Source organism: Parapedobacter deserti, assembly GCF_042646065.1.
In the GTDB taxonomy this organism is placed as follows: Bacteria; Bacteroidota; Bacteroidia; order Sphingobacteriales; family Sphingobacteriaceae; genus Parapedobacter; species Parapedobacter deserti.
Window position 1 is genome coordinate 79,080 of the sequence record NZ_JBHRTA010000061.1, and the last position, 17,046, is coordinate 96,125.

Below are 17,046 nucleotides of genomic sequence, written 5' to 3' on the forward strand. Positions count from 1 at the left end.
GAAATGTTTACCAGCCAGGGTTTTGTTGCCACTGGCCATTCAATTTGTCTATTTCGCCCTGAGGAATAGGAAGCAAATGGTGTTTCTCTTCAAACACCCTGTTTTGCCATACCGGATACGTAAAAACTCCGCTTGCGCTCACATTGACCTTGCGCACAATGCCGCTGTTCACGGCAGGCCCTATTTCCCACCTTCGGATATCCCAGAACCTGTGCGACTCAAAGGCAAACTCCACCTTTTTTTCGTTTCTGATCCGCTCGCGCATCTCGCGCTGGGTAAGGTTGCCGGGCAGATCAATCATGCCTACGCGTTGCCGGATCTTGTTTAGGGATTCGTACACAGCTGCCGGAGGATGGTCGCCACTTTCGTTCAATGCCTCTGCGTAGTTCAGGTAAAGCTCAGCCAACCGGAACAACGCATATCGCTTGGTGTAACCGCCTGTTTCGTTGATCAGGTCTCGATCGGGGATAGCGTATTTTTTCCAAAAGTAGTTGATCCTGGGCCTATCCGTGGCATAATCCAATCCACCGGGAGCGAAATTAACCATCCTTCCCTTATAGGTGTCGCCATGGAAGCCGATGGTCTGGTAAAACCGCGGGTCCCTGTCTTCATAAGGCGATGCCGGATCAAAGCCGGAATTTGGATTCGGAATCGGTTGGTTGTTGTCGTTGTAGCCCAATACGGGAAGTTCTCCATTTCGCATTTCATACGAATCAACCAATCCCTGCAACGGCGACTCGCCATACCAGCCACCGTACCCCAATGTGCCCGTGTAAAAATCCCAATACCCTCCGTCATAATCAAAACTCGTGCGCCCGGACGACCAAATGACTTCTTCGTTACTTTCTTCGAGAAAAATACGTTCATAAGATTTCAGGCCGTCTACCTCGCCCATTGAAAGGCGATACCCGTTTGCTTCGGCAAAGTCAATGGCTTCTTTGCTTACGGTTGCCGCCAGTGCGTAGCGCTGTTTATCGCCCGTCGGGTTGAACAGCGGCGAGGCATGGTACAGGCAGAGGCGCGAGAGCAGCGCTTTCATCGCCAGCGAAGTTGCCCGGCCATATTCGGATGGCTCGTGCCGGGCTGGCAGCAACGGGATAGCCCGTTCGATATCGGCTTTGATAAACGCAACGACATCATCTACGGCACTGCGTTGGAAGAAGATCTCCTCGCCGCCCGGATCGAGGGACCGTTCGATGAGCGGCAGTTCGCCATGCATCCTAAACAGTTCGAAGTAGTAGTAGGCCCTTAAGGCAAAAGCTTCACCGATAATACGGTTTTTCCGTGTGGGGTTCGTGGCAGGAATCAGCTCCTGGTTTTCAATAAGGATATTTGTACGCCGGATGGCATTGAAGTAGTCCGTCCAACGATAGGATAGCGGTGAGAAACTGGCACTCCAGTTACCGATGGTCATATCGATCGAAGAGCCGGGCCACTCCGTCCACATGTTTGCAGAAAGGTCGCTGGCGGCATCCAGGCTGTAAAACCCTTGGTTGTTCAATGTCGGCGTGAGCAGCGATGGCAGTTGTACATAAATATTGTTTAGGAAGGCCTCGGTATTGTCGATGTTGCTAAACACCTCCTCCTTTGAGATAAAATCACTGGGCGCCCGGTCCAGAAAGTCTTTCTGGCAGGCCCCAAAGCATACCGTTGCGATCAATAGCATGGCATACATGTATTTTAGCATATTCATTGTTGCAGTTTTTTAAATTCCCAGATTCAATCCAAAATTGATGACCCGCTGTACGGGGTATACGAATGCGCCGCCGTTGGTTTCAGGGTCTCTGTCTTTCACCCACGCGTTATCCCACATGGCCAGGTTCTGGCCGTTCAGGAAGAAGCGGACATGTTTCAGCTTTACCCTGTTGACAAGCGCTGACGGCAGCGTGTAGCCGATTTCCGCATTTCTGAGCTTCATGTAGTCCGATGGGCGCACCCAAAAATCCGAAAGCAGCTCGTTGTTGGATGATGTTTTGGCCACGGGCATCAGCGCGCCGTCGCCCAATTCTTCGGTCCAGGTGTAGTTGGCCAGCGGATCTGCCGTGCGCGGCCTGCTGAATTTCAGCGTCCCCAAGGCGCCGTTCAGCAGCAGGCTGGCATCAAACCCCTTGTAATCGAAGCCCAAGGATAAGCCCATCATGTAGTTCGGTATGTTATGCACCTGGATCGGCACGCGGTCAAAAGGATCGACCACGCCATCGCCGTTGATATCCATGAACTTCAGGTCGCCCGGAATATTTTTATTATCGAAGTTTTGTTTTGGGCTGATCAGCACATCATGCTCGTCTTTAAAAAATCCGATGGCTCGGTATCCCAGCTGATACCCTACCGGATAGCCGATGAGGTTTTGGTAGGGGTAAGCGGGGTTCGGCTGGTCGTTTTTCAACACCTCGTTCTGAGTATAGGTAAAGGTAAAATTGGAGAATACCCTTAGGTCGCCCAACCGCTTTTGGTACCTCAGCTCCATATCCATGCCGCGGTTTCTGACCTCGCCGCTGTTTCGGGGCGCAAGGTTGGCGATACCCACGTAAGCCGGTATTGTGCCGGGGTAGGTGAGTATGTCGGTGCGGTGTTCTTGAAACACGTCAAAAACGAGGTAGAGCGAATTGCGCAGCACCGCGGTCTCGAATCCGATATTCGCTTTCCGCGCCTTTTCCCACGTCACGAAACCATTGCCTACCCGCCCTTCCGTAAAGCCCGGCTTTGTTGCATTGTTGACGCCGATCCGGTATCCCCCTGCGTTGGCATAGTCAGATAGGTACAACCACCGGTCGTTGCCGCTTTTGTCATTTCCCACTATACCGAAGGATCCGCGTATTTTTAGGTAATCGACGAAGCTTTCCGCTGGAAAAAACGCTTCATCACTGACAATCCATCCTGCAGAAGCGCTCGGAAAGAAGCCATACCTGCGATCGGGCGGGAAATTTTCCGACCCGTTATAGGCAAAGTTCAACTCTGCGTAATACCTCGACTTGAAATTGTACGTTGTCCGCGCGCTTATCCCCTGGTAAGCATAAGGGAGTTCGTCATTCAACACGCGGAGCGTCCTGTTGCCCATCAACTGAGCTCCCAGCGTATGGTCGCCAAGCTGTGTATCATACACGAGGCGCAGGTCGAGGTAGTTGGTGCGCTCAATGGAGCTTGTACCGCTGGTATTGATCCGGCTTTCCCGCATCTGCCGTTGATAAACTTCATTGCCCACATTGTCATACCCGCGATACCAGTAGGTGTCAAAATCTTGTATCCGCGAAGTGCCCTTGAAATTATTGTTTTCGAAGCTAAAATTGCCCCTTGCGCTCAACCCCGGTACAATGAAATCCAGTTTGTGCTGTGCGGACAGCGTGCCGTACATCACGTTGGTGAAATTGCTGTAGTAGCCGTGCTGGGTAACCGCACCATAGGGATTTGTCCAGAACGGGATTTCCACGTTGCTCGCGGCGCCCAAGGTACCATCGGGATTAAAAACCGGCATGGCATAAGGCAGCATGCCACTCAAGTCGGAAAAGACCTTGTTAAACCCTTGGCCGGGGCCTACCCGTTTCTCCAGGCGCCCCGCCAGATCGACCTGCACGGTAAGCAGCTTGGTGGCCTCTATATCTACATTCGACCGGAAGTTGTACCGATCGTACGTGGATTTTACGCCGTAGTTCTCGAAAAAGATATCGTCGTACTTCAACAGGGTGCCCTGGTTGAGGTATGACCCCGAAACAAAATAGCGTACCCTGCTTGTGCTGCCGCTGATATTGAGGTTTTGCATGAACTGCGGCGTGTTTGAACGCAAAATTTCGTCAAACCAATTCACGTTGGGGTAGAGGTAAGGCGATAAGTTGTTCTGTACAATGTGGAGCGCCTCATCATCAAACCGCGGGCTATTTCCATTATTTATATCCACCTTATTTGAGTACAACGCCAGCTCGTAAGAAGTCATATTCTTAGGCAGCCGCACGGGCGCTTGCAGGGCATACTGAGAAGTGGCGTTTATCTGCGGTGTTTCGTTCACCTTGCCGCGTTTGGTCGTGACCACCACCACCCCATTGGCTCCCTGTATGCCATACAGCGCAGATGAGGTTGCATCTTTGAGTATGCTGATAGATTCGACTTCATTAGGGTCGATGTTGCTGAAACTTTCGGCGCTCCTCGGCAGGCCATCTATCACAATCAGCGGGGCGGTATTGCCGCCGTACGTGCTGATGCCGCGAATATAAAGCTGTGCCGCATCATTGCCGGGCTGGCCCGAATTCTGAACGGAGATCAACCCCGGCAACCTGCCGGCCAATGCATTATTGAGGTTGGCAACCGGGCTTTGTTTCAATTCCTTGGTTTGGATTGTCGCCACCGATCCGGTAACCGATCGCTTGGACTGGGTGATGTTCATCCCTACGACCACCACCTCGTCCAGATCGCTGATGGCGAAATCCATGCGGATGTCGAGCGTCGTTTGGTTGCTGACGGGTTGTTCTACGGTTTCAAATCCGATATTGGTAAAAACCAGCACTGCGCTATCGTCGGAAACGCTGATTTGGTATCGGCCATCTTCATTGGTGGTTACTGCCGCCGCTTTTCCCTTCACGGTAACGGTTACCCCCGCTACCGGGTTACCTGCCTCATCGACTACCTGCCCGGAAACGATCCGGTCCTGACTTCGCGATCTGCTTTCGGGCACTCTCGGTGTGGGCAGGGCTTTGATTACAATGGTCTTTCCTTTTTTGGTGTAATTGAATGGTGTGGCTGCGAATAGCTTTTTCAACGCCTCATCCAATGCGGCGTCTTTTATTTCGATGGTGACGGGTTCAGCCTGTTGTATGCTCTCGTCATCGTACAAAAAATAAAAGCCACTCTGCCCGGCTATTTTATCAAGCACGTGGATTAATGCGCTACGCTTTTCTGACAACGTGATGGTTTGGGCAGCAGCACCTACAGCAAGCACCTGAAAGACACTGGTTAAAAGCGAAAATACGCTTAAGTTCATCAACAAAAAGGTTTTTTTTATGCCGTGCGATGGCGGGCATAAAATTTTAGTAATAAAAATTTTATACATTTGACAGTCTTTGGATAGTTCTCTCTACATGTGATAAGCACTTGGGGTGAGCCAAAGCAATCCGGAATCCTGATCACGACTCAGGGTTCCGCTTTTGCGCTCGGCCGCCCGTCAAGGTACTGAACAGTCTTTCTTGGGGTTTTCTCTCTTCATGGTTTTCTAATTAATTATCTGATTATTTTGGTTAAGCAACCTATTTCGATTTAACGACTATGGTTTTTCCATTTAGCACGAACCGCACCCTGTCGGTCAGTGCCAGTGTTTCCAACATTTCATGTATATGGGCATACCGGGATACTGTGCCGCTGAAGCTTCGGTTAGCAATATCCCCTTCAAACACCACCTCCACGTCGTACCACCGGGCTACCTGGCGCATAATATCGCCGAGTTTTTCGCTTCGGAATGCGAAAAGCCCGTCGCGCCATGCCACATCCGTAGTTACATCGGCCATGTTCTTTGTCAATCGCCCGCCCACCAAACGGGCCTGTTCCGACGGTGAAAGCACCACGGATACCGGCTCGCCGAATAGATTCGACGAGACGCTCACCTTCCCTTCTACCAACGTTGTTCTTGTCTCCTCTTCATCGCGGTAGCTAGCGATGTTGAATGCCGTACCCAGTACGACCACCTCTTGCCGCTCGTTTACTACCCGAAAGGGTCTACGGCTGTCTTTTTCCACCTCAAAATACCCTTCGCCATCCAGCTCTACCACACGCTCTGCACCGTCAAACCGCGACGGGTACTTCAACGTTGAAGCCGCGTTGAGCCATACCCGGCTACCATCGGGCAGGGTTACCTGATAGGTACCACCCCGTGGCGTAGCCAACGACATCCAAACGGTGCCCCCACCTTTTTGCGCTATTGCCCCGGCTCCCTCAACAGCCGTACCGTCTGTATAAACAACCTCGTTACCCACCTTTATTCCGTTTTGCGCCTCACTTAGGGCTACCGTGCGCCCATCGGCCAAGGTAAGGGTGGCACGGTTGCCACCGGGGGCGATTGTTGTCACTGCAAGTTCTTGGTGGTTGCCCTCATTAAGCCATGGCCAGCCCCATATGCCCACTGCCAGGGCAAGTACCACTGCCGCCGCATAAGGCCACAGCCGATAGACTATGGGCTTGCGTTTCGGCGCCCCGATCATACCGCGGAGTTTTTCGAGGTTATCTGTCGTAGCAAACGGCACCTTGCTTCCTTTCCGCCCGCCCTGGAGCGAATCAAGTTCCTGTTCAATCAACCGCACGATCTCCGCATCCCCTTCCGGGCCGGAAAAAAAGTCGATCAAGCGTTCGGCCTCTTCGGGGGAACAATGCCCCGTCAAGAATTTTCGGAAAAGTGCGTCAATACGTTGCATGTTGATGGTCTATTACCATGGTCCTTTATTAACGTATTCGATAGCCAAGTGGAAAGTCTATGCTGAGGTAGCTTTTTTTTTCAAAATTTCTCAGAAAGCTGGTTTATCAACAACACGAATAAGCCAATTTTCAAGATGTCCCCCTTCAGCTCCGCCTTCAGGGAGCGCATTGCCTTGGCCATGTGGTCTTTTACGGTGCCGACGGTTATGCCCAACTCTTCCGCCACGGCTAGGTAACTTTTGCCTTCCAGCTTGCACCGCCGGAAGATCGCTTGTCGCTGGGGAGGCAGTTTGGCGATGGCTGCTTCCACAGCCGCCTGCGCTTCTTTGTAATCCAACAGGTCGTTTATCGGATCGTAATGTGCGGTGGCGTGTTGCATAAGTTGCTCACGGAGCCGGCCATCGCGCAGGCTTTTGCGGTAATAATCAATAGCCGCGCTCCTCGCTTTCCGCAACAAAACCGCCTCGACCGGCACCGATGTATCCATCGTTTCCCGTTGTTGCCAAAGCTGTAGGAAAATATCGTTTACGAGCTCTTCGGCCGCCGCCGCATCGTGCACCAGCACCAGTATGCGGTTGAAAATCAACTCGGCATAGCGCACATAGAGCTGCTCCAACGCCAGTTGGCTGCCATTTTGTAACGCAACAAGGATATTGGGCGGCAGTTCATGCATCAGGCTATTCGTCTTTATAATCAGCGGCCACAAAGCTACATCTTTTTCGGGAAACGCGCTTGGCTACCAGCCGGGCAGGAAGCCCCGGAAATCAAAGCCCCCCACAATCTGCTGACCCTTATCCGCCATTCGGTTAGCTCGATGAGCCATTAAAACTGAGCCCCAATTTGAAAAGTTCTAATGCCGCATCCTTCGTCTTTTGATCCGGTTGTTTCCCCGCTTGGTAGTTTCGATCCACACGGCCGAAATAGAGGTCCATTTTTTTCAAACCATATTCCGCTTCCAGCTCTCGCCATTGGGCAGGCTGCAGGCACACCATCCATTGGTAAGCATGGTGAGGCTCGCTCAACAATTTGCAATGGCGGAGTTGATAATCCGGCATCAGCAACAAGGATAGCTCGCCCATCATCTCATTAATTGTCGCTATGGCTTCCGGGTGCCGAACGCGGACTTTGCGAGACTTGTACGCCATTTCCAGGTAGGTGCCGTCTTCGAAATCAGGGACATCACGGATTGTGATATGCCCTGTCTTTACCAATGAATTTACGCGTGCCAGCATCGCCTCGTAGCCATAGGGCGGCAATACCCGAAAGATGTAGGGATCCGGAATTTGATGGATCGGCCGTGAGAACGCGTCTGGCGCTATCCCGAGATATTTTTCCATCCCCTCTTTCCACAAGAGCGGCAATGCCTCGCGGAAGCGGCTGAGGAAGGACTCATCGGAAAACTTCTTCCTGAAATGCTCCAACTCCACCATGTCTTTTTGAATTGACGATAGCATTTCGTCAATTTTTTCTTCGGTCACCAGCGGTTTTACAGTCTTGGCTAATAGGAACAGCATTACCGAAAATAAGAGCAACACCGGAAAATACACGTATGCCCAATGTGTCGCGGCGATTTCGATAGGCAAATCCGGTCGTTCTTCAAAAGACAGCATCAGCGGGAAAATAAGCATGTGGAAGCAAACTCCAGATATCAGCAATGGGATAGCTGTTTGGAGCCAGAGCTTGCGGTACCACGCCATATCGATCATCTGATAGATTTTTGCGTACCGGTAAATCTTTTCATTCGCCCATACCAAGCCTGCATAAGCCACGGCCCCCACGCCATAGAACCAATTGTCCGGAACATACGGCTTTGGCGAAACAGTCCACACCAGCCATGCAAAAAGAAAGAATAAGAAAGTGGTGAATGCTATCGTAAACGGGAAACGCGGAGATAGTACTGAGCCCGGCATAAAGGAGAGCCAGAAATTCTTGAAATACGGTTTACTTCTCACAGGTTAGTCAGTGATTAGATGAAAAAAATGGTTATCGATAAGCGATTATATAAAAAAAATTTGATTTGGCAACGTATCGCTCACGCACATACCCACAGCGCCGCCGTTTGTTAGCCACGGAATGCTGTAGCCAAAATAACCAACTATGCCGTAGCCAAAATCACCTAACTGCCCCTCAGGCTTGCCCTACATTTGCCTGTATGAAGCAGGCAATACATACCAACGAAGTTATGGCACAAGAAAAACACGAGTGGTTCTATGTTGAGCTACCATGCGATAGTCATTTGCCAGAAGAAGATTTTCAAACGGCTAAACAGGAAGGAGGTGAGACTATGGGACCATGATCTGAAAGCGCAACACTTCCGGTTAAACACCGGGATGCGCAATCAAATCGGTGAGGAATCAATGATTAAGTCAAAGCAATAGCAATGGAACATTTCATCAGTTATAAACGAATACCACGCATCCGGCTCAGCACCGCCGCCAAGGAAACGCTGGCCTACGGATTGTCGTTATCTTTCATCATACTCTTTCTCTACACGGTTTATCACAAGGCCGTAGGCATCGATGCTTTTAAAGCGGGCATCGCGAATATACCCTTGTTGGGTACTTATCCCGTATGGACAGCATGGGGCGTGTTGGGAGCTGAGGTGCTGGTATCGTTGTTGCTGATCTGGCCGGATACCAACCGGCTGGGGCTCTGGGGAGCCTTGGTGCTGATGATAGCGTTTACACTATATATCAGTACAATGATGCTCTTTTCGGAAACGCTTCCATGCCATTGCGGCGGTGCCATTGAAAAGCTCACTTGGGGGCAGCACCTGTTATTCAATTGCGGTTTTATAGCCTTGGCCGCGGGGTTGCTGCTGTATCATTACAAGGTAAATGTTAAACACAAAATTTTTACAGCTATGAAAGCTATAAATTCAAAAATCAAGAAAGCCATCTTCGGAATGATGATGGCTGCGTTAACAATAGGATTCAGTGCGTTTACGGTCAAGCTCGACCAGCAATGGATTTTTATGGGAGAGAATGACACCGATGTCACGGATGGGTTTCAGTACGAAAAGACGGGTACTCCCCCTACAGCGTGCGACTCCGGTACGCAATTGCCATGTGTGCTGAGTACGCCCGATCATATCGATGAGCAAAGCGAATTGGATGCGTATATTCTCAGCGAATTCAACGATAATCCAAATTTGGTACGTGCAGCGGCTGAGTCTACCCGTGCACCTTCTGCGTCCGAATAGGTTGGTTAGTCGTGTTGATGGCAGAGGCTGGTGTGGTGGCGAACCGCCAACACGCCACCTCTTTTTTTACTGACCGTGTAAACTTGCTATCGGTTATTCTGTGGCATTCCCGAAATATTAACGACGTCTTCGGGTATCGGCAATGCGTACCGGCTGTCATTGGGAGGAAGCACATACCGATCGTCGCCCAAGTTCCGCCGGATTTCTATGCCAAAGCCCTCGTTATTCAAGCGTTTCAGGTCCACCCACCGCAATCCGCGCATCAGCAACTCTTTCCTTCTCTCAAGCAGTATGGTTTGCAGCACATCGCCGGTAAGTGCCTGTCCGTCAAACGGCTCGAAATAAGTTTCATCATATCGGGCGTTAAGCAACGTATTCAGATCAGCCAATGCCCCTTCCGCATCACCGAGCCTTGCCGCACATTCCGCACGGATTAGGTAAACCTCACCCACGGTAGTCCCCGTAAATAAAGCCGGCCCACCGGTAAAATTACCCTTAAACCCATGGCTACCATCTTCGTTTTCTACAAAAAATATTACTTTCCTTAAATCGTTCTCTGCGTACTGGCTATATAGCAAGGTGTCTATCTTGGCTACCCTAGCGCTTAAAGTGGAGGGAGGAGGAGTATAGCTTTCGAAGATAATTTCGTTATTAGATTGGGGAATGGGATAGTTTGCCGAAGCATCAAGTTCGTTAAAATCCAAAAGATCATTTTTTATAGTTAAGCAAGAATCCGCAAATCGCTTTGCTTCGGAAAAGTTACCCATGCTAAGAAATGTATTTGCAAGCAGTGCAAATGCGGCAGCTTTCGCTGGACGCCTCGGATGAACACTCCGGTCGGGCAGCAATGACGATGACAAGGTCAAGTCTTCAATAATCCGGTTATACGTGTCATGCAATGAACTACGGATTGAAACCTCATTGAAGTCGGTAGTTAATCGTAACGGAATGCCAAGGGAGGAACGAGCACTTTCATCATAGCTATGGCACCATATCCAAGCTGCCTGCAGAAAGGCTTTGCTTCGAAAAAACAGGGCTTGTCCCTTTACATTGTCAAATTGCAGATCAGCGGGATTCATGTTCTCCAATTGTTCCAATACGGTGTTACTGAAATACACAATCTGGTAAAGATTAGACCAATCGTTGGGAAACTCGGGAAAAATGAAGTCTTTTTCCCAGGTATACATCCGTCGGTCACTCTCGTAGTACAGCGTGTTCCAGTCATTCTGGGTTAGGTAGTAGTTATCTGCGCTGACCTCACCGGCAGCTGGGTCTCGCGTATTAAGAAAAGACGAATTATTAAGAAGTGCCTGCAAATCCTCAATAGAGGCTGGCGTAGCCAGCTTTTGATTCGGCTTTACGTTGAGAAAGCTTTCACAACCGGTGAGCAGCACCATGGCTGCGAGAAAATACAATTTGCTATTGGTAGTCATTTTTTCAAGAGATTAAAGGTTAGCCCGTAGTCCGAGTGAGATGGTCCGAGACGGCGGCATGGAGAAACCGCTTGATTGGTACTCCGGGTCGATCCCTTTTTTATTTGCGCGCCATAGGATACCCACATTATTAATGTTCAGCTGAAGGGAAAGGCTATTCAGCCGGAGCTCTTCCGCCAGTCGGTTGCCGAGCGTATAGCTCAGGGCAACGTACTGCAGCCGCACATAGTCACCACGTTCAACCAGTACCTCGGAAAACCGGTAAAATGCATCTCGATTGGTTATGGCCGGGTAGGCCATGGATGGCACTTCTGTCGTAAGCTCATCACCCGGTTCCATCCAACGGTTAGCAAAATCGGCATGCCCATCCCATGACGAGAAAAGGACGCTGTAGTTGATACTCTGCCTTCTGAAGCTATAATTCATTTTATATTGTATCCGTGCGGTCAGCGATACATTCTTCCAGGTAAACGTATTGCCCATCGATCCGAAAAGCAACGGCAATGCCGAGCCGTGGTGATTGAGCGAATCGACGAGCACGTTGGGCCCGGTAAGTGCGTTGTAGTTGTTGGTGGGCCTTCCTGCTGCATCGTAGCCGAGCGGATCACCGGTGGTAGGGTCAAGTCCGGCCCATTTATACGAGTATACCGAATAGACAGGATGGCCCGCTATGCCAGATACCGTGGCACTGCCGAGCATAAACCGGCTGCCCACCCGCGAGGAGAGGTAATAGTCTACTACGCGGTCACGGTTGTAGCTAAAATTGAGGTTGGTTTGCCAGCGTACGGCACCTTTCGTATTTAAGCTGTTCAGCTCAATGTCTACCCCACTGCCCTTAATGCTTGCCACATTCCTTGTTACCTCCATTCCAATTCCGGTTGTGTAATCTATCGGATAGCTCCCGAACAGGTTTTTCCCGTCCTTGCGGTAGAATTCGATGCTGCCACTTACCCGGCTGTCCCACAAACCGAAATCAACGCCCGCGTTGATCATCCGTACGGTTTCCCACCGCAGCTCCGGATTTGCGTAATTATCGAAGCGGGCCGTGGGTTCCAGTACAAATGGCGAAAGGCTGCCATAGCGGATGGTTGTTAGTGCCGTTTGAGCCGGGTCGATGTTACCGCTGAACCCATATGTGGCCCGAATTTTCAAAAAATCTATCACTTTGCTGTGCCAGAACTCCTCGTTTGAAACGTTCCAGCTTACCCCCATAGACCACAGCGGGTTCCATTTGTCGTTGGTCTTCAGGCCAAACAAGTTGGAGGCGTCGCGCCGTGCGCTGACGGTAGCCGTATACCTGTCCGAAAATGTATAAGCAGCATTACCGTATAGCGATACAAACCGGGTATCAGCCCTATTGAGGTTTATCGAGTTGGGAATGAAGCTGCTCGACCCCGTTACCAACGTCGGGTACGGAACGGTGTAGTTTACATGTCCAAACGTAAGTGTATTTGCATCGTAGCCATAAAAGGTATTATTGCGGTTATCCGTTTTTGCCAAGCGGACTTCGCCACCCACAATGGCGGTAAGGGCATGGCGAGCCCATGTGCGGTCGAAGTTGAGCTGGCCCCGTGCATTATGGGCGGTGAGCTCGGTATCCTGCAGGTCGTAGATGCCGCCAATCGGGATGGCATAGAAAGGCGATTCGCTCAGCTGCGTGTAATTGTTGATCATGCTGCGGGTGTAATAGCTGCCTAAGCCACGCAGGTTGCGGTCGTTTGTAAACTGACGTTCGAATTTATATTTAAGGTCGATGCCGAATCCGGCCGGCAACTGGTGCCTAACGCCGAAATCAAGCAGCAAATCATTCACAGCTACCGTCTGGTCGATATGCGCATCGTCCGAACCGGGGTAGTACTTCCAATCCAGCAGCCTGCCGCCTCCCAGCGTATCAATAAAACCGATGCCATAGTCCTTAGCGATGGGGAGCGCTTGGCCTTGCTCATCATATAGGCGGGCGTACGGATACAGGTTGCTGTTTTTTGATGAGACCTGCCCATAGCCCATCCGCCCGTTGTGATCCCGCTTGTTGGTGTAATAAAAAGCCGTAGACACGGTGAGGTTATCCGTTGGCTTAAACAGGTGCGATAGGCCCAGGTTCAGCCGATCATGCACCGCCTCAAGCACCGATTTGTTGCGGTCGTAGCCCGCCGAAAGCCGCCAAGCCGAGTTTTCCCGGCCTCCGCTCATGGCCAGTGCGTACTGTTGGTTAAAGCCCCTGCTGTAGACTTGCCGCAAAAACTCATCCCGTACATCCACGCTGCGCAGCCGGTCAATTTCCGCCTTCAGCGCTGCCTGTTCGGCTGCCGGAGCATCTTCCATTTTCAGCAGCATTTCTACAACGGGCGAGAGCACCGGCCGGTTGCGGGCATCAACCTGGTTGTTGTAATACCCATTTTGAAACAAAAACTGTTCTACATCGATGAAATCGCCCGTTGATATGGGATTGAGGTAATACAGGTCTGGCTTATTCTCCACGGTTACGTTAGTCGTAATGTCTATGGAAAGCGGCGTGTTGAGCTTCCCCTTTTTCGTCGTGATCACAATCACCCCGTTACCTGCCTTCGCCCCCCATATCGAGGCCGCCGCCGCGTCCCTGAGGATGGTGATATCCTGCACGTCATTCGGGTTTATGTTGGAGATATCTCCGTCATAAGGAAAGTTATCCACCACGATCAACGGATCCCGCGGACCGTTGATGGAGCTGAGGCCGCGTATCATCAAACGCCCTGCAGAAGATGTGGTACGGTCAAACGCCAGTCCGTTTGCGACCGCTTCCAATCGTTCCAAGATGTTGGTTGATATCTGCTCGTTAAGCACCTTGTTGCCGATTTTAGAGAACGAGCCCGTCTGTCTATCTTTCGGGATTTCCTGGTAGCCTGTGGAGACCATTACCTCCTGCAGCATGTTATTTCCCTCCACCAAATGGATGATGAATGGATTGGGCAAGGGGAAGGCGAGGTGAACCGTTTTGTTTTCGAAACCCACGGAAGAGATTGTAAGTAGAGCACCGGCCGTGTCTACCGTAAGGGTAAAATTTCCACGTTCATCCGATGTGGTAGCAGCACCGCCATTTTCCAATACAATGGTGGCATTGGCCACAGGCCTGTTGGATTCCGCGGACAATATTTTTCCTTCGATCGCTCTTTGCTGCGCCAATAAGCCAAAGGCGAATAGTTGAAAGAAAACAGTCAGTGCGATGCGCAGCTGGTTTATGGTTATCATGTCTGTAATGTGTATTAAGTGAGTAGTTGTCGGTTAGCAGGCACAGCCTAGTTCTTTGAAAGCACGAACACATCAAGTGGTATTTGCTGTTCGACGAGATCGAGATCATAGCGATTGAGGTCTTTTCTTAGCGAAGGGATATCCAGCCCGCCGGATAGTCTGAGGTCTACCATACCTTGATAGCCCGTCGAATCGATGATCGGCAAGTCGATTTCCCTTCGGTTGTTGAGCAGATTGACGATGTGTAGCAAGCTGTTGTTTTTCATAGCGATAGGCCCACCATCGAAATTCACGCCCACACTCGGCCCGCCCTTTGCTTTCAGCTTATCGGCATCGCTGGTCCGTACCAACATGAGGCATCGTGTTGTTCGTTTTTCGATGCGGCCGTAGTATCCTGTCTTGGCATTCAGGTCTTCCAGCATTTGGCGATAAAGTGCGTCCGCACGGTCTATCGGCAAGTTGAACTCATAAGTATACAAATTGGCATCGTTCCACGCATCTTTCTCTGCTTCGGATAAGTTTTCGGGCAGATCGATAAGGGCGTTATCGATACCTTGATTAATTAAGCGCTTACGATTGTACTCGGGTGCCAACTTTCCTACGATTACCTCATACATCATCAAGAGCGGAAAGTTCATTATCGCTCTGCCGTACGTTATACCTGCCGTTTTGCGCTGTATATTTCCGGATGGAAGGCCGGGAATGCGACCCTTTAAAAAAATCGAATAGTGCTGTATCTGGTTTAGGGGAGCTTTGCGATCCAGAAATAGCTGCTGCTTGGTATCGATGTCGATTTTGCTGGTAGGCATCGCGTCTCCGTTGGCCAAGTAAGCCGCTACGTTGGCAGCGGTTAATTCCTGTGCGCCCGTGGTAGCTGATAGTCGGCCCGCGCTGTCTATCCATACCACATGCGGTATTAGCCGGTGCGGAAACAGGTCAGCCAGCAGCGAATCATTGACGATGGACGTCAGACCATTACACGTCAAATCGGAAACACGCTTGGCAAAGAATCCTTTAGCTTTTGCTGCCTGCTCCCGTGTGGCCAGTATCACGTTTACATCGTCATACTTGTGGTTTATGGTTGCCGCTTTCGGCATCGATTGGATGCATGCCGTACACCATGTGGCCCAAAAATCCAGAATGATCAGTTTACCGCGGTATTCATCCAGCGTAATCGTCTCTTTTCCGCCTGGATGATTCACAACCTGCAACGGCAGGTGCCAAAGGTATTCGGGGATGGTATCCCCGATTTGGAGGGGAGTGACGGAGTCAGTAATAATACCCATCGACGCAGCCCCGGACCCAGCCGGGGACTGCGCGTGGGCATACAAACACATGGTCGTTAAGACAGCTAATAGGCTGCTATATCTTGGTTTTGCGTAGCTAAAAGTACAACTAAATTGGGTAATGCAAACCCTTAAGCGTAAAACTCGCTTCATTTCTTCGTTGGTTATGAATGGTTTAAGAATTTTTTGTTTCAAAAACCGACGCCTACGCCAACGAAAAAGCTAACAAAGATTTGCAAAAGTGGAAATGACCATCTACCTTTAGGGTGAGAATTTATAGACCGAAAAGCAGACAACCGCTCCTCACGTGAAGCAAACAACGCAGTTTCCTTATGGCGCAGGGTCGGTACTACCGGGCAGCGGCCAGTGGCTTTTTGTGCCGTTGGCAGCGAAGCTTAACGCTTTTGCTTTGCTGTCCGATAGGTATCTTGGTTGTACTTTAGTCTGGTGGGCAGGTGATATTTTTTGTGATGGATTTGAATGAGGAGTTGCGCGGCCGTGAGGTAGCGTAAAGTCGTTCGCCTCCGAGGTTGCGGAAAAGGTTAGCTTTCGGGTTTGGTGTTATCGTTTTCACTTTTTAGGTGTTTTATGAAAACGATGTGCTGCTCAAGAAGTTTAAGGCATCTTTTTATTTATAATCCAAAGGTGAACCTTAATGCTTCCGACCTGGTATCGCCAAACACCAACCTAACTAAAGTTAGGGTTCCCCGAAAGACTCACATAAGGTTCACCGTTTGGTAATATGCACAAATATACAGATTACGCAATTATACGGCGAACCTATGGTCATCTCGTGGGAATTTGGCGATTTCGGTACGAGAGTGACATCGTTATGACGGAGGTGCTATCTCTGTCTTAATTGTCGCTTATCTAATTGATAACAAAGGTAAACACATTAATCGAATTATGCAAATTTTATAATTCGATTTTTTTAAATTTTGGTTTGCATGGGTGAAAACAAAGGGATAGAGAAACTATTTAAAGAGTATAGATTACATTTCGGGTTGACGCAAAATGCGGTTGAGCAATTAGCTAAACTTAAGAAAAGTCAGTATTCAAGGCTTGAATCGGGGAGACAAAAGCCTCGGCCTCATGAGACCAAGGCCGTCGCTAGTATTTACGGTCTTGAAGATTATCAGTTAATGAATCCTAATCAACGCAAACCATCCTTTAAAAGTTTACCTATAGAGACACAACAAGCAATATCGAACATTAGAAAATCTGGAACGCAACCTAGGGAAAAACATGAGAAGATAGATTTAGGGAAGGAGATAGACAAACTTATAGCCACTGGAAAATTAAGTAGGCCTATTACAGCAAAGCGCCTATTGGAATTACTGCCTATTGCTGTAAGAGAGGAAATTAATAATGAGTCTAGACGTATAACCGATTTGTTGAAACGTCCGCCGCGTTGCAATAAAGTTAAAGTAGTTGAGAAACCTGAGGGTGAGACGGGAGCGGGTAATTGGTATCAGATAAAGGAATGAAGAGATTCTTTCAATAGTAATTA

At 49.9% G+C, this 17,046-nt stretch carries 10 protein-coding genes; 2 read left to right on the forward strand and 8 right to left on the reverse strand.

Annotation, left to right across the window (positions count from 1 at the left end; translation table 11 throughout):
- Positions 1 to 7: 7 nt before the first annotated feature.
- The 5 genes from ACFOET_RS19695 to ACFOET_RS19715 form a co-directional block, all read right to left on the reverse strand.
- On the reverse strand, positions 8 to 1,693 hold the full coding sequence (locus ACFOET_RS19695) for a RagB/SusD family nutrient uptake outer membrane protein (protein WP_379025912.1): 1,686 nt from the start codon (positions 1,691 to 1,693) through the stop codon (positions 8 to 10).
- A 12-nt stretch (positions 1,694 to 1,705) separates the two neighbouring features.
- Complete coding sequence (locus tag ACFOET_RS19700) at positions 1,706 to 4,969, reverse strand: TonB-dependent receptor (RefSeq protein ID WP_379025914.1); 3,264 nt, start codon at positions 4,967 to 4,969, stop codon at positions 1,706 to 1,708.
- A 262-nt stretch (positions 4,970 to 5,231) separates the two neighbouring features.
- Entirely contained in the window at positions 5,232 to 6,389 is a 1,158-nt protein-coding gene (locus ACFOET_RS19705; protein WP_379025916.1) for a FecR family protein, read from the reverse strand.
- 80 nt (positions 6,390 to 6,469) lie between these two features.
- Positions 6,470 to 7,063: a sigma-70 family RNA polymerase sigma factor gene (locus ACFOET_RS19710; RefSeq protein ID WP_379025918.1), complete on the reverse strand. Its 594-nt coding sequence runs from the start codon at positions 7,061 to 7,063 to the stop codon at positions 6,470 to 6,472.
- 133 nt (positions 7,064 to 7,196) lie between these two features.
- The gene (locus ACFOET_RS19715; RefSeq protein ID WP_379025920.1) at positions 7,197 to 8,342 is read right to left on the reverse strand and encodes a hypothetical protein; all 1,146 of its coding nucleotides are present in this window, start codon (positions 8,340 to 8,342) and stop codon (positions 7,197 to 7,199) included.
- Positions 8,343 to 8,770: 428 nt separating this feature from the next.
- Between ACFOET_RS19715 and ACFOET_RS19720 the strand changes: the two genes are divergently transcribed.
- Complete coding sequence (locus ACFOET_RS19720) at positions 8,771 to 9,592, forward strand: MauE/DoxX family redox-associated membrane protein (protein WP_379025922.1); 822 nt, start codon at positions 8,771 to 8,773, stop codon at positions 9,590 to 9,592.
- 86 nt (positions 9,593 to 9,678) lie between these two features.
- Here the strand turns inward: ACFOET_RS19720 and ACFOET_RS19725 are convergent, their stop codons facing one another.
- From ACFOET_RS19725 to ACFOET_RS19735, 3 genes are read right to left on the reverse strand one after another with little or no spacing between them, the layout of a single operon-like run.
- Positions 9,679 to 11,025: a RagB/SusD family nutrient uptake outer membrane protein gene (locus ACFOET_RS19725; RefSeq protein WP_379025924.1), complete on the reverse strand. Its 1,347-nt coding sequence runs from the start codon at positions 11,023 to 11,025 to the stop codon at positions 9,679 to 9,681.
- A 12-nt stretch (positions 11,026 to 11,037) separates the two neighbouring features.
- Positions 11,038 to 14,250, reverse strand: a complete 3,213-nt coding sequence (locus tag ACFOET_RS19730; RefSeq protein ID WP_379025926.1) for a SusC/RagA family TonB-linked outer membrane protein — start codon at positions 14,248 to 14,250, stop codon at positions 11,038 to 11,040.
- 47 nt (positions 14,251 to 14,297) lie between these two features.
- Complete coding sequence (locus ACFOET_RS19735; protein WP_379025928.1) at positions 14,298 to 15,536, reverse strand: TlpA family protein disulfide reductase; 1,239 nt, start codon at positions 15,534 to 15,536, stop codon at positions 14,298 to 14,300.
- A gap of 947 nt (positions 15,537 to 16,483) precedes the next feature.
- Between ACFOET_RS19735 and ACFOET_RS19740 the strand changes: the two genes are divergently transcribed.
- The gene (locus ACFOET_RS19740; protein ID WP_379025930.1) at positions 16,484 to 17,023 is read left to right on the forward strand and encodes a helix-turn-helix domain-containing protein; all 540 of its coding nucleotides are present in this window, start codon (positions 16,484 to 16,486) and stop codon (positions 17,021 to 17,023) included.
- Positions 17,024 to 17,046: the final 23 nt, after the last annotated feature.